This is a genomic window from Streptomyces sp. NPDC001492 (genome assembly GCF_053597275.1).
The window spans coordinates 70,046-83,630 of sequence record NZ_JBSFHW010000036.1 but is presented as its reverse complement, the minus strand read 5'-3'; the positions used below and the strand labels follow the sequence as shown (position 1 = coordinate 83,630).

12 protein-coding genes and 1 tRNA gene are annotated in these 13,585 nt (G+C 69.4%); 6 read left to right on the top strand and 7 right to left on the bottom strand.

Features of this window, described 5'->3' with window-relative positions; genetic code table 11:
- Positions 1-3 precede the first annotated feature (3 nt).
- Positions 4-471 (top strand): hypothetical protein, encoded by a 468-nt coding sequence (locus ACWC1K_RS35850; RefSeq protein ID WP_450837097.1) that lies wholly within the window; start codon positions 4-6, stop codon positions 469-471.
- Between the two features lie 1,086 nt (positions 472-1,557).
- Here ACWC1K_RS35850 and ACWC1K_RS35845 read toward each other — a convergent pair.
- A complete protein-coding gene (locus tag ACWC1K_RS35845; RefSeq protein WP_450837096.1) occupies positions 1,558-1,848 on the bottom strand; it encodes a hypothetical protein in 291 nt (96 codons plus the stop codon).
- 274 nt (positions 1,849-2,122) lie between these two features.
- Here ACWC1K_RS35845 and ACWC1K_RS35840 point away from each other — a divergent pair, with 274 nt between their 5' ends.
- Complete coding sequence (locus tag ACWC1K_RS35840) at positions 2,123-2,881, top strand: DUF6928 family protein (RefSeq protein ID WP_450837095.1); 759 nt, start codon at positions 2,123-2,125, stop codon at positions 2,879-2,881.
- Between the two features lie 216 nt (positions 2,882-3,097).
- Here the strand turns inward: ACWC1K_RS35840 and ACWC1K_RS35835 are convergent, their stop codons facing one another.
- From ACWC1K_RS35835 to ACWC1K_RS35820, 4 genes are all read right to left on the bottom strand, one after another.
- Positions 3,098-3,268, bottom strand: a complete 171-nt coding sequence (locus ACWC1K_RS35835; protein WP_450837094.1) for a hypothetical protein — start codon at positions 3,266-3,268, stop codon at positions 3,098-3,100.
- A gap of 209 nt (positions 3,269-3,477) precedes the next feature.
- Positions 3,478-4,944, bottom strand: coding sequence for a serine/threonine-protein kinase (locus tag ACWC1K_RS35830; RefSeq protein ID WP_450837093.1), 1,467 nt, complete (start codon positions 4,942-4,944; stop codon positions 3,478-3,480).
- A 419-nt stretch (positions 4,945-5,363) separates the two neighbouring features.
- Positions 5,364-5,450, bottom strand: a tRNA-Ser gene (locus tag ACWC1K_RS35825).
- Between the two features lie 59 nt (positions 5,451-5,509).
- The gene (locus tag ACWC1K_RS35820) at positions 5,510-6,934 is read right to left on the bottom strand and encodes a S1C family serine protease (RefSeq protein ID WP_450837092.1); all 1,425 of its coding nucleotides are present in this window, start codon (positions 6,932-6,934) and stop codon (positions 5,510-5,512) included.
- Between the two features lie 257 nt (positions 6,935-7,191).
- On the opposite strand from ACWC1K_RS35820, the gene ACWC1K_RS35815 reads away from it, so the two are divergent.
- The 3 genes from ACWC1K_RS35815 to ACWC1K_RS35805 all read left to right on the top strand — a co-directional run bounded on the left by ACWC1K_RS35815 (position 7,192) and on the right by ACWC1K_RS35805 (position 9,906).
- Entirely contained in the window at positions 7,192-8,019 is an 828-nt protein-coding gene (locus tag ACWC1K_RS35815) for a glycerophosphodiester phosphodiesterase (protein ID WP_030938712.1), read from the top strand.
- Between the two features lie 269 nt (positions 8,020-8,288).
- A complete protein-coding gene (locus ACWC1K_RS35810; RefSeq protein WP_450837091.1) occupies positions 8,289-8,849 on the top strand; it encodes an ATP-binding protein in 561 nt (186 codons plus the stop codon).
- Between the two features lie 91 nt (positions 8,850-8,940).
- On the top strand, positions 8,941-9,906 hold the full coding sequence (locus tag ACWC1K_RS35805; RefSeq protein ID WP_450837090.1) for a DUF5926 family protein: 966 nt from the start codon (positions 8,941-8,943) through the stop codon (positions 9,904-9,906).
- Between the two features lie 244 nt (positions 9,907-10,150).
- Here the strand turns inward: ACWC1K_RS35805 and ACWC1K_RS35800 are convergent, their stop codons facing one another.
- Positions 10,151-10,780 carry a hypothetical protein gene (locus tag ACWC1K_RS35800; protein WP_450837089.1) on the bottom strand — a complete coding sequence of 210 codons (630 nt, stop codon included), beginning with the start codon at positions 10,778-10,780 and terminating at the stop codon, positions 10,151-10,153.
- Between the two features lie 55 nt (positions 10,781-10,835).
- Positions 10,836-11,501, bottom strand: coding sequence for a bifunctional DNA primase/polymerase (locus tag ACWC1K_RS35795; RefSeq protein ID WP_351477720.1), 666 nt, complete (start codon positions 11,499-11,501; stop codon positions 10,836-10,838).
- 495 nt (positions 11,502-11,996) lie between these two features.
- Here ACWC1K_RS35795 and ACWC1K_RS35790 point away from each other — a divergent pair, with 495 nt between their 5' ends.
- Positions 11,997-13,508, top strand: a complete 1,512-nt coding sequence (locus tag ACWC1K_RS35790; RefSeq protein ID WP_450837131.1) for a PP2C family protein-serine/threonine phosphatase — start codon at positions 11,997-11,999, stop codon at positions 13,506-13,508.
- Positions 13,509-13,585 lie beyond the last annotated feature (77 nt).

Genomic DNA, 13,585 nt, shown 5'->3' with positions numbered 1-13,585 from the left:
TCCATGCACCACCGCCCCAGAGCGCGGACCATGTCGCTGGCCCGCGTGGTCCTCTCCTCCGGCCGCCCGGTCGACCTCGCCGAGCTGCGGCTGTCGTCGACGTACGGAGGAATGCCCGAGGACTGGCCGGGCTACCCCTGCAAGCCGGTCAACGACATGGTGATCGAGGGCCTGCTCGGCGCCGCCGCACGCACGTCTCCCGCCCACCCGGTCCACCTCGTGGCGCCCCCGCGCGAATACCCGGACCAGTACGCGGGCGCCTTCGGCCCCGTCGAGGTCCTCCCGTCCGTCGCCTGCGTCGGCTCCTTCCGCTCCTCGGCTCTGGACCCGTCCCACGACCCGGTCCTGTACCGCTCGGCCCTGACGGTCATCTGGTTCCAGCCGAGTGCCCGGGTGCCGTGCGAGTGCGATGCGGAGGGCTCGTTGCGGGGGGTGGACTGGGAGGGGCTGGCACGGGACTGCGAGCTGTAGTCCCGGCCGGTATCCCGCTCACACGACGCACCGACCACCCGTGCATGATCACGAACTTCGCCAGGATTCGCCAGCTTGACCGCGTCTGACCTGCGACTTCATCCTGTTAACGGTGACTAACAGGATGGAGATTCCTTCGCCTGAACGATCCTCTGGATCAAGCCGCTCGCTACATTGGCGTGGCGCGGATGAGCGCTGGGCGCCCCCTGCACATGGCGTCGCGCGGGGGCTCCGATGACTCCCGTGTAGGCAACGACCCGGCCCCGGGGGCTTCCGGAGCCGGGTCGGCCACGCGGGCGGTGGGCCCGGTCGGGTATGGATCGGCCGGGCCCACACAGGAGCCCCTTCCGACCGGACCGCCACTCGTTCACGCCTCAGCGCACGAGTGGCACCACACAGCCCACGATCGTCCCAGTCACAGCCAGGGTTTCCAGCGCCAGCCGGATCCACCACTGATGCCGCCGGAACCACACGGGCCCCTTCGACTGGTCCATCAACTCACCTCCCGCCTCTCCCGGTTCCCCCTGCTCGCGGCTGAGCAGGAGAGACGCAGAGGGGCGGAACCGAGTCGCTGCGGCGGACGCTACCGCGCACGACTTGGCGGATTTCGCGGATACGGCTATTCGCCACCATTCGCCACGGTGGGCCGCAGCCGAAGCCCGAACTCCGGCTGACGGCACGTCCGTTGACCGCAGGTCAGGTAATCGACTGGGGCCATGTCACCACTGTCCGGACAACTCGTCGGCACTGATTCTCGGGTCGGACGCCGGGCGCACGAGCCGGGCGCACGACGCCGGGCGCCCGATCAGGAGAACGTTCATGAAGGTGTTCAAGCGCAACCTCAGGCGTACTCCCTCGGTCGCGAGAGAGGGCCCACGCGGATGGGGTGCCCCTCGGCGAGAGACACCCCATCTGACCAGCACGTCTACGGTCTGCGCGGAGGCGGTGGGATTTGAACCCACGGTGACATCGCTGCCACGACGGTTTTCAAGACCGCCAAGCGTGCGGTACGTGCGTCCTGGTCAGGGGCGGTTTCGACTCCCGTGAGGGTGCTGCTGGCCCACACATGGCCCACGGGCACGGAAATCAGGGACCGAGCACTCCCAGCGCGCCGAGCAGGAGGCAGACCGTACCGAAGAGGAAGAACCCACCTGTGGCGATCATGGCTGCGCCGAGCCTCCCGACGCCGGCACTCCTGCCCTCTTGCGGCACCAGCGAGCCCGATGCCTTCTGTCTGAAGTCGAGATACGCAGGTAGCCGTCCGGTCCGCCGCAGCATCCGCCCGACACCGATAAGCGCTATGCCAAAGATCAGCGTGAGCAGACTCGTCTGGAGCTGGTAGGCCGATTCGTGCCCGTCCGAAACAGCGGTGATCACGGAAGTCCCCCCGACATGCCAGACAGCGCGGCTGTCGGGCGGAAAGAAGCGCCCCATCTTGCCTGACGGCTACCCCCTGAAGGAAACCCGTTCGGTCGGGGGGCTGTGACCTGGGGTTCCGACGTGGGCGTCTGCGGCTCGGCTGTCACTGTCGGTCGCCATTGGTCGGCCTCGGCGACCCTCGGACGGCCCAGAGACGGCCCGGCCTCCCGTTGTCAGTGGGCGCGGCTACGGTGGCGTTTCGCCAACAAGGGCAACGTCCTGGGGAGGGGCTTTGGGAGCGAAGACGGGCTTTCTGGTCTACGCAGACGGCGACGTGCCGGGGCTGCTGCGCGAAGCGGGCACAGCGGACCTCGCACGCACGGCCGACTTGATGCGGCGGCTCTACCCGGGCTGGGAGATACAGGAGAGCGAGGGCTCGACTCTCTGGGACGGCGTGTACCCCCCGGAGGGGACGGCGTACGCGGCGAGCTGGCCCGGCGTCGAGGTCATCGGCGACCAGAGGGTGATGATCGACTTTCCCTCCGAGCTCCCGGAACACCTCGTGGCGGCAAGCGCCGGCCGACGGCTCGTGCTGCACGCGATGCACAGCGTCGTGGACTGGCTCGCGTTCGCCGTGTGGGAGGACGGCCGACTCGTCCGCTCCCTGAGCCTGTCCCCCAACAGCGGCATCATCGAGAACATCGGCGAACCTCTCCCCTTCGAACTGCCCTACTGGGCTGGAAACCGCCCGCCCGACGTCATGCCCTGGCCGGACGAGGACGAAGAGCCGTACCCACTGCCGTTCCACCCTCTGGAACTGGGCGAAGACGCACTGCGAGCACTGTGCGGCTTCGTACTGGAGGGCCACCCAGAGCCCGGCGACATCGACACGGACAGCATCCGACTGCACGGCTTCCGGGTCCGGGATCCGCTCGGCCATGACCCCGCGGAACGGGAAGCGGCGCTGCAAAAGATCAGGGAAACCATGGGTCCGCCGCGCTTCTTCACCATGGGCCCTGACGGCTCCCTGATCGAGCGCGACGGCCTTTAGCTCACGACCTCATCGTCCCGAAGCAACTTGGGTAGGGGCGGTGCCTTGGGGGCAGCGTGCCTCCTGCCTGCGCTGATAGTCCGCAGACGTCCGCGCTCGTCCGCCGCTGTTCGTCGGCGTTGTCACGCACTTAGACACTCACCGGCGCCGACGCCGAAGACCTCGGCTTCTCTGCCGCTTGGTGTTCACCATATGGCGTACTGCGGGCTGACCGGGTCAATCGGTGTCCTGGTCACCGGTCGGCTTCGCGGGCCGGAGGTTGGTCGCGGTAAGGCGAGCCTGTTGTGCGCGACGCTGGTACTCGTCGGCCTGCGACGGCTGTCCTACGGCCAGCCGCTCGTACTCGTCGGCCAAGGAGTGTTCGGCGGCGGCCAGCTGGGACGCCATGGCGGCGTACGATTCACCGCAACCAGCGGCACTCGAACGAACAGATCGAGCGGGCTCTGGAAGCAGCAGACGAAGAGTAGTCCGGCCAGGCCAGATCACGCCGCCACGATGTGAGTTACTTACGCGTCGCCCTCACTGGCAATCAGCATGTGGAGGCGACGCATCTTCGTAAGTTGACGGGTCTCCGAACGCGTCACATCGCTCCCTGTTCAGGAACGCTGGGAGCTCTGTGGGGTGCCATATCGCGGCCCGGCAGACTTCTTCAGCCTGCTTTGGAACCGCTTGGGATCGACACTGCTGGCGGAGTCGAGTCCGTAGAGCTTGAAACCACCGCCCTGACGGGTGCTGACCCCGTTTGCGACCAGCCACTTGGACGTCGGCTCGTTCGTCTTGTGGAACCATGCGACGACCTCATGCTTGCCAGCCGCGTTCCTTTCGACGGTGATGGCTTCCAACGTGTCCCATCGGACCGTGAAGTTCTTGAGCTTCCGGTTCTCCCTCACCCAGCGGCTGAAGGTGATGTTGTCGTCGTGGATGGTGACCACATCCGAAAGATCACGCCATCCCCGCCACCAACCCACCAGCCATGAGACGCAACCGAACACCACTGTCAGTGCAACCCAGCCGATGAACATGTGCCCGACGAAGGTCCCTGCCGAATTCGAGGGAGAGTGTTCGGCCCAGACGAGACTGACGACGGGGCCGCCGAGGAGGATTCCTGTACACCCCACGCCATAGGTCGCGGAGCCGCCGAAGGGATCTTCGTCATATGCCTTCTTCAGCTCGGCTCGGCTGTTGGTGAATGTCGCGGGCTGGGGTGGTACCGGCTCCTTGGACGGCCCTTTGACAGGGGGCTCTGGAGGCTCGGGAGGCTTAGTGAGCATCCCCAACGCCTCTGAGACGGTGGGGCGTTGGGAGGGGTCCTTCTCCAGCAGACCGGTGATGAGAACGGCCAGCCGACCGGCGTTCACCGGTGGGCGAGGGGGCTCGGTCAGGGCGGCGGTGGGATTCCCCGTTGGGAACGGCATCGCGCCCTCCACCGCCGCGTACAGCGTCACGCCCAGTGAGAACAGGTCGGCCCGGCCGTCGCTCTGCGCGCCGTGAAGCCGCTCGGGGGCTATGAAGCCGGGCGACCCGATGACGAGAGCGGTCGCCGTCAGGCGTGGATCGGTCTGCCCGACGGCGATCCCGAAGTCCGCGAGGAGCACCTCTCCGGTGTCGGCGAGCATCACGTTGGCCGGCTTCACGTCCCGGTGAACCACACCTGCCCTGTGAGCCGCCTCCAGGGCGCCGAGCAGTGCCCGGGCGACCGCAGCGGCCCGCTCGATCCCCAGCGGGCCGCGTTCCTTCAGCTCCTCCGCGAGCGAGTGCCCCTCCACCAACTGCATGACGATCCAGGGGACTTCGTCTACCTCGACCACGTCATGCACGGTGACAATATGGGGGTGATCCCGCAGCCGGGCCGCGTTGCGCGCCTCTCTTCCCGCGCGGGCCAGTAGTTCCGCGCGCTCCTTGTCCGGCAGCGTGCTGCCCAGATGGACCTGTTTCACCGCCACGTCCACGCCCAGAGCTGTGTCGTGAGCCCGCCAGACCTGGCCGAACCCGCCGACGCCTAGCCGATGGTCCAGCCTGTACCGGCCACCGATCAGCGTTCCCGGCTGCGTACCACTCGTCATCGTTCCCCCGTTTGGCATGGGCCGACGTACCCGACGCGTCTCTCTTCAGATCGACATGAAGAGGAGACGAAGACTCCCCTTCGCCGGGTTCCGGCCGCGTAGGCACAAAGCCGAGAACTGGAAGTACGTACACACCTTCCCTACCGTTGTCACTGACATGCCAGCACCTGGGATCCGTCGATGGTGCGCCAACGGCCGATCATCGACTGCGCGAAAGCGCCTGATGTCGTTCACGGCCGCATATCCCCTGACCAGCTGGCAGACGTCAAGCATCTGCACCACAGACCGGCTGGTCCACGCCTGGTCCACACGCGCTGATCAACAAAGCGACAGGGCCGGATCAAGGTGAGACAGGACCCACGCCAAAGGGGTGCCTCAGCACGAGACACCCCTTCTGACCAGCACGTCTATGACCTGCGCGGAGGCGGTGGGATTTGAACCCACGGTGACATCGCTGCCACGACGGTTTTCAAGACCGTTCCCTTAGGCCGCTCGGGCACGCCTCCCCGCGCCGCCCACTGATCGCGGCGCGGGGACAAGAGTAACGGGTCGGTCAGCGCCTGTGTCAGCTGTCGCCCTGCCGCGCGCCCAGGGTGAGCTGGACCGTGTGGGACTTGCCGTCGCGTTCATAGGTGATCGTGACCTGGTCGCCGGGCTTGTGCGTCCAGATCTCGCCGATCAGGGTGGGACCGGAGTCGATGACGTGGTCGTCCAGCTTGGTGATCACGTCACCGGGCTTGAGGCCGGCCTTGTCGGCGGGGCCGCCGGACTCGACCGCCGCGGAGCCGCCGGCGCCCTGCTCGGTGATCTTCGCGCCGCTCGAGGAGTCCTCAAGGGACACGGACGCGCCGATCTTCGCGTAGACCGGCTTGCCGGTCTTGATCAGCTGCTGGGCCACGTACTTGGCCTGGTTGATCGGGATGGCGAAGCCCAGGCCGATCGAGCCGGACTGGCTGGAGCCGCCGAGGCCGCCGCTGCCGGTGGACTGGATCGCGGAGTTGATGCCTATGACGTTGCCCGACGCATCGAGCAGTGGGCCGCCGGAGTTTCCCGGGTTTATCGAGGCGTCCGTCTGCAGGGCGCTCATGTACGACGCACTGCTGCTGCCGGAGCCGTCGCTGGAGGCCACCGGGCGGTTCTTCGCGCTGATGATGCCCGTCGTGACCGTGTTGGACAGGCCGAAGGGGGCGCCGATGGCGATCGTCGAGTCGCCCACGGCCACCTTGTCGGAGTCGCCCAGGGCCAGGGGCTTGAGGTTCGACGGGGCGTTCTTGAGCTTGATGACCGCCACGTCGTAGCCCTGGGCGTGGCCGACGACCTCGGCGTCGTACTTCTTGCCGTTCGGGAAGGTCGCCGTCAGCTTGCCGCCGTCGACCGCGTCCGCGACGACGTGGTTGTTGGTGACGATGTGGCCCTGGGTGTCGAAGACGAAGCCCGTGCCGGTGCCGCCTTCGCCGCTGGTGGACTCGGCCTCGATGGTGACGGTGCTCGGCAGCGCCCTGGCGGCCACGCCCGCGACCGTGCCCGCGTCCCGCTTGACGGCGCCGCCGCTGGTGGAGGCGGAGACCGTCGTGGAAGCGGTGTTGTCGTCGTTGTTCTTGGCCAGCGTGTAGCCGAGGCCGCCGCCCAGGCCGCCGGCGACCAGCGCGGCCACCAGGATCGCGGCCACGAGACCGCCGCGACCGGACTTCGGTGCGGGCTGCTGCTGGTACGAGGAGCCCCAGCCGGAGCCCGCGCCGCCGGCGCCGCCGTCGGAGTAGGAGGGCATGACCGGGGGCGGCCAGGAGGCGTCCGGGGCCGGGCCCGCGGGTGCCTGCTGCTCCTGCGTGTGCTCCTGCGCGCCGGGGGCGCTCGGAGGTACGGGCGGAAGCGGGGCCGTGTGGTCGCTCCCCTCGGGGGCGGCGGGTGCCGAGGGAGTGGGAGCGTCCACCGGCACGGGGGGTGCGGACGGGGCCGGGGGTACCGCGGTGCCCTCGTTCTCGGTGCTCACAGCTTCTCTCCTCGGTCCACGGCTGTTGTTCTCGGTCGCACTCGGTCACGCTCGTTCACGTTGGTCGACGGTCCGGCGCGATGCAGCTGTGCATGTTCTTTTGTATGCCGTCAGCTTTTCCCATGAGCCGTCAGGGCACCATAAGCGGTGCCTGTGGGTCCGGGGCCATTCTTTATATAGGCCATGACAGGCAAAAGGGGCGCAATCTATGCTCCTCCGATCGCACGACTACCCCGCTGCGGTGGCACCATGACGCGGTGACCCACGCACGCCGGCACCGGATTCAAGTCGTCGCCCACCGCGGAGCCTCCGAAGAGGCCCCGGAGCACACCCTGGCCGCATACAAGAAGGCGATCGAGGACGGTGCGGACGCCCTCGAATGCGATGTACGCCTGACGGCGGACGGCCATCTCGTGTGCGTCCACGACCGCCGCGTCAACCGCACGTCCAACGGCCGGGGCGCGGTCTCCGCGCTGGAGCTCGCGGATCTCGCCGCCCTGGACTTCGGTTCGCGCAAGACGCGGGAGCTGTGGCGCACGCGCGACGAGGAGCCCGACTGGGAGTTCCGGCCCGAGGACCGGGAGGACACCTCCGTCCTGACCCTGGAGCGGCTGCTGGAGCTGGTCGCCGACGCGGGGCGGCGGGTGGAGCTGGCGATCGAGACCAAGCACCCGACGCGGTGGGCGGGGCAGGTGGAGGAGCGGCTCCTGGTGCTGCTGAAACGGTTCGGGCTGGACGCCCCGGCCTCGGCCGCCGAGTCGCCCGTGCGCGTGATGAGCTTCTCGGCGCGCTCGCTGCATCGCGTGCGTGCCGCCTCACCGACCCTGCCGACGGTCTATCTGCTCCAGTTCGTCTCGCCGCGACTGCGCGACGGACGGCTGCCGGCGGGTGTCCGGATCGCGGGCCCCTCGATCCGGATCGTGCGCAACCACCCCGCGTACATCGAGCGCCTGAAGGCGGCCGGCCACCAGGTGCACGTGTGGACGGTGAACGAGCCCGAGGACGTGGACCTCTGCGTCGACCTGGGCATCGACGCCATCATCACCAACCGCCCACGTGCGGTTCTGCGTCAGCTCGGCCGCTGAGAGGCGTTTCCTCACTGTTCGTCACCACGGTTCGTCACCGTTCGTCACCGGTAAAGACCTGTGAAGAACCCTTGACCCACCGGCCACTGGGGCACCATCCTCCAACTCGGCCACAGTCGAAATCCAGCCACACGGCTACAGGGAGTGCCCCGGCGCATTCGCTCCGTATTCGATCGTTGCGAATGCGTCACTGAACGTGGATTGGCCGGTTTCCGGTACAGGCCAATGGGGCATCCACACCGTGGCGTGGGGCAAAGGAGGTCTCGGGGGTGGCGTTGGTGGTGGCACAGGAGGTGCCCACGTCGTCGAGCATGGCCGTACCCCATGGCCCTGCGGGCGTGGGGGAGGCGCGACACCGGATGCGCGAGCAGTTGCGCTCGGGCGGCGTGTCGGACGCCGTGATCGACGATGCCGTACTCATTCTTTCCGAACTCTTGAGCAACGCGTGCAAGCACGGCCGGCCACTGGGCGATGCCCTGGCCGGGGACGGAGACGTCCGGGCCGCATGGCGGGTGGACCCGAGCGGCCGGCTCACGGTGGAGGTCACGGACGGCGGCGGGCCCACCCGCCCGGCTCCGGCCACGCCCTCGGTCACCGCGCACGGCGGCCGCGGGCTGAACATCATCACCGCGCTGGCCGACGACTGGGGCGTACGGGACGACGCCCGCGGCGAGGTCACCGTGTGGGTCGTCGTGCACAAGGACGTCCACGACCCGGACGCCCGGCTGCGGCGCGACGACTTCGCTACGCGCGTCACCGCGCCGACGGTGTCGAGGATCCCGGCCATGCCGGGCCTGGACTTCGCGGACGCGTTCGACGACCTGGACTGAACACCTGGCTGTCCACAGGTCCCCGTGGCGCGCGGCGTGAACGGCTAGGCTCCCGCCGTACCAGACGAGCCGTAACCGGGAGACACCCACGATGGCCAAGAAGCGACCCCAGACGAAGGCCAAGCGCCCGCAGATCACTCAGGGGGAGGTCCCGGTCGTCGGCGCGCGCGAGCCGTGCCCGTGCGGCAGTGGCCGCCGCTACAAGGCCTGTCACGGACGGGCCGCCGCGCACGCGGTGACCGAGCTGGTGCACCGTCCCTTCGAGGGACTCCCGGGCGAGTGCGACTGGGTGGCACTGCGTGAGCTGGTGCCGGCCGCCACGGTGGATCTGCCCCTGAAGGGCGGCCTGCCCGAGGGCGTCCCGTCCCTCACGCTGGCGACGGTGCTGCCGATGGCCTGGCCGGCCCTGCGCCGCGACGACGGCTCGGTGCTGCTGGGGCTGCAGAACGACACGGCGTCCGGCGACATCAGCCGCGACCTCGCCGACACCCTCCAGCGCGCGCTGACCGCGGAGCCCGGCACCCCGGTCGAGGGCCGGCGCGCTCCGGCCGACGGTCCGCGGCTGCAGGATCTGCTCGATCCCGAAGGCGCGTTCGAGCCAGTTGTGCACAGCGGCTTCGAGTTCTGGGTCCCGGACTCCGAGAACGCCACGCCGGAGGTGGCCGCCTCCCTGGAGCGGGCGAACGCCGCGGCCATTCCGACCGTGAAGCTCACCGGCGTGGACGCCGCGTACTGGTGCGAGACGCCGGACAAGAACCACCTGCGCTGGGTCATGCCGCACCCGGAGGAGCAGCTTCTGGACGCCCTCGCGCGGCTGCACGCGGCGGGCCGGTCGAACCTCGGTGAAGGCACACGCCTCGTGGGTTCCTTCCGCGCTCACGGGCTCACCGTCCCGGTCTGGGACCTGCCGAGCGCGGTCGGCGCGGACGACGTCGAGAAGCCGGCGGCCGAGTTCGCCGAGCGCCTCGCGACGGCCCTCGCCTCGGACGCACCGCTGACGGCCGACGAGCGCCGGGCGCGCGGCGGCCTCACCAACCGGCAGGTCACGCTCAGTTGACGAAGAGCGAAGAGCGCGGGTTCGACTGACCGACCGGTCAGCCGAACCCGGGCTTTCGGAATCGGTGACTCCGCTCACAAGTCCCGCTGGGAACAAGCAAATACGTGACTGGAAAGCCCGGATCGAATTTGCGAACCGCGGATCTCTTGTTACCGTTCCAGTAGCCCGGTTGCTGGTGCATCCCCCGTCGCCAGCAACCGGGTCTTTTCATGCGCGCGATTCCTTTACGGAACGGGTTGACCCGTCAACTACCGGTGTTTTTCCCGGAGTTGCTCCCCGAGCGCAGCAGCAGCGGACCGCGCCCCGCCCGCCCCGCGAACTCCGCGACCGCCGTGTAGGCGTCCAGAGCGCCCCGGGTGTGCTGCCGCGGTGTCTCGCACATTCCCGGCTCGTCCTCGGCGCCCACGGCGCAGCTCAGCTGCACGGTGCGGCCCTCGGGCCCCATGAGACTCAGTGCGGAGTCCAGGGCCTTGCCGGTCACATTGCGGTAGTAGGTGCGCGCCCAGGTGTCCTCGCCCTGCGTGAGCACACAGGTCTGCGCCTCGACGCCTTCGGGGGAGGTGAGTTCGGGGCCGCAGCGGACGGCTGTGTCCAGGCCGAGATCGAGCAGCACGGGGGTGGGAGTGCCCCCGCGTGAGGCTGTTCGGGCGTGGGGGAGGGCGGGCGTGCCGGAGGGCGCCTTGGCGTCCTGGGGATGCGGGGAGGCACGTACGGATGCGCGCGCGGGGGCACGCACCACGGTGTGCCCCTCGTCGCCCGCCGGTCCCGCGGATGCCACGGCCAGCGGCAGCACGACTGCGCACACCACTACGCCCGCCATGGCGAGCAGACGGATTCGGGGGTCTGGGGGGTGTCCCCCAGGATCATGCAGCATGTGCGGAAGATAACGAGCACGCGCGCGCGTGCCGTCCCGCGCGCGCCGGAGACCCCTACAACTCGGGGGCGCTCACACCCGTACGAGTGAGGGCCTCGACGGCCGCGTCCACCACGGCCTCGACATCGGGGACCCAGGGGGAGGCGGAGCCGGGCAGGGGCGCGCGCTCCCAGCGGATCTCGCCCTCGCCGGTCTCGGACGGAGGCAGGGCCACATAGCCGCCCTCGCCGTGGAAGCGGAGGGAGCCGGGGACGAAGTCCTTGGCGTAGAGAAGCTCGCCCAATTGCTCCATGGTGTACGGCTTCACGAGGATCGCCCAGCGGCTCGGCGAGGCGACGACCGGGCCGAGGCGCATGCCCAGGCGGTCGAGCGCGGTGAGGGCGTGCGAGGCGGCGAGGGCCGGCATGCTCACCGCGCAGGGCGCCTTGCCGCCGGTGGCCAGGATGACGGGCGCGGCCGGGCGGTTGCTCCACCACCAGCGCACCATGCGGGCGTCGGTGGTGGCCGCGAGGAGGCCGGGGTCGAAGGGATGTGCGCCGGGCACCGTGCACTCCGCGTCGGGACAGCCGCAGCGGGAACGCGCCTGCGGGTCCGCCGCCACACCCGGGAGTACGGGCCACTGCCATTCCGTCGCGAAGGTCAGGGCCGCGCTGATCAACTCAGGCCTTCCGTCGCTGCGCTTGGACAGGAGCCTGCGTCGCCTTCCGAGGATCTCGCGCATGAGCGCTCGTTCCTTTCCGTTGCACCGCTGGCAACACCGTGGGGGCCACATCACACCATGTGTCGATCACTTCACTGTGCGTACCTGTTGGCGCATCACACCCCTGCCCCGGGCAAGGGGAACCCCTATGGGCCGAACGTTGACTGCATCCGCGGCGGCCTCGTCCATGCTGCGTCCATCAGAAGCATGGGCGTGGCGTGGGGGTGGCGAAGTCTGGCGTTTGCCGTCCCGCGTATTTCTCTTCGCCTCCGCCACGGGAGGATGGGGCTCGGTCGTCGGTGGCTAAGACGCCCGGAGTCGGTCACCAGGTTCCGGGTGGCGCTCCACCACCCCTGGCCTTCTCCGAGTACGTACCCATCACGACCGCTGTGACGCTCCGTCGAGCAAGCCCAGTCGACCGCAATACCCCGTTACCCGAGTCAGTTTTAAGCCAAATTTGCTTTTAGGCAAGGGGATCACTCGGTGCCCATGGACACCAGGAATCCCGGCAGGACAATGCTGGACATCCCCTTACGAGTGCGTGTACATGTGGAGACACTGCTAGCGGCGCAGAATGACATGGGGGTTTGCGATGCTTTTGAGCAATACGCACCGGTCGGGAAGCCGGACGACATGAACGCCCCTCACCCTTCGAAAGTGGCCGGAATCGATTCAACGGTTCCGTCGCCCGCACACACTGTCGCGCCCGCGCCCGCAGCCTCGGGTACCTCTCCGGTCCCTCCGCCCAACCCCCCGGGGGCGCTGCTCACCGACCGGTTGGCCGGCTGGGTCTCGGACCTCACGACCCTCCATGAACTCACCGAACGCCTGAACCGCACGGACTCGCTCGCGGACGCCCTGACGGAACTGCTGCGCGCCGGAGCCGCCCTCGTCGGCGCCCGTCGCGGTCTCGTCGTGCTGGAACCGGTCGACGGCCTCGGACCGGACACCACCATCGGCCTCGGCCTCGCCCGCGCCGACCTCGGGCACATCGAGACGGTGCCGCGCAGTTCCATGTCCTACGGCCGCATCCTCGAGGGACTGCCGGGCGGGGACGGCGAGATCGCCCAGCCGGACCTCTTCGCCGAGGACGGGCTCGATCCCCGGCACCGCGAGGTGGCCGCCCGCCTCGGCTATGCCGCCTGCTACGCCCTCCCCCTGGCCGGCGAGAAGTCGGGCCGTCTCGGTGCCACCGTCTGGCTCTACGACGAGCCCGCCGAACCGCTGGAGCGCCAGCGCCATCTCGTCGGGCTCTACGCCCGCTACGCAGGCGAGCATCTGGCCCGGCTGGTGGAGGTGGAACGCACGCGCGCGTGCATGACGACGATGGCCGAGGAGCTGCTGCCGTCCCGGCTCCCCCGGATGGCCGGCGTCCAGCTCGCCGCCCGCCACCGCACCGGCCCGCGCGGCGGCGGCGACTGGTTCGACGCGCTGCCGCTGCCGGATGCCGCGCTGGGTCTCGCGGTCGGCTCGGTGACCGGTTCCGGGCCGAGCGCGGTCGCCGCGATGGGGCGGCTGCGGGCGTCCCTGCGGGCGTACGCCGTGATGGAGGGCGAGGACCCGGTGGCGGTCCTGTCCGATCTGGAGCTGCTGCTCCGCCTCACCGAGCCGGCCCGCTCCGCGACCGCCCTGTTCGCCTACTGCGAGCCCTCCCTGCGCAAGATCACACTGGCCGGGGCCGGGCACTGCCCGCCGCTGCTGGTCGGCGAGCGGCGCACGGAGTTCGTGGAGACGTCCGTGTCCGCGCCGCTCGGCATGCTCGCCTGCTGGGAGGCGCCGAGCATGGAGTTCCAGGCGGAGCGCGGCGAGACGGTGCTGCTCTACACCGACGGTCTGCTGCACCGCACCGGCGACCCCACCGACCGCGCCTTCGCCCGGCTGCACGCGGCGGCGGCCGGTGTGCCCAGGGCGCTGCGGCACGACCCGGACGCGATCGCCGACCACGTGCTGCGGACGGTCCTGCCGGACGGGCGGGACGCGGCTCAGAGCGATGAGGACGTGGTGCTGCTGGCGGCTCGCTTCGAGTAGCGGCCGGTAAGGGTCTTCAGGGCCTGGGCCCCCTTCCGTACGACCGTACGATGGAGGGGGTCCAGTGCCGTATCGAG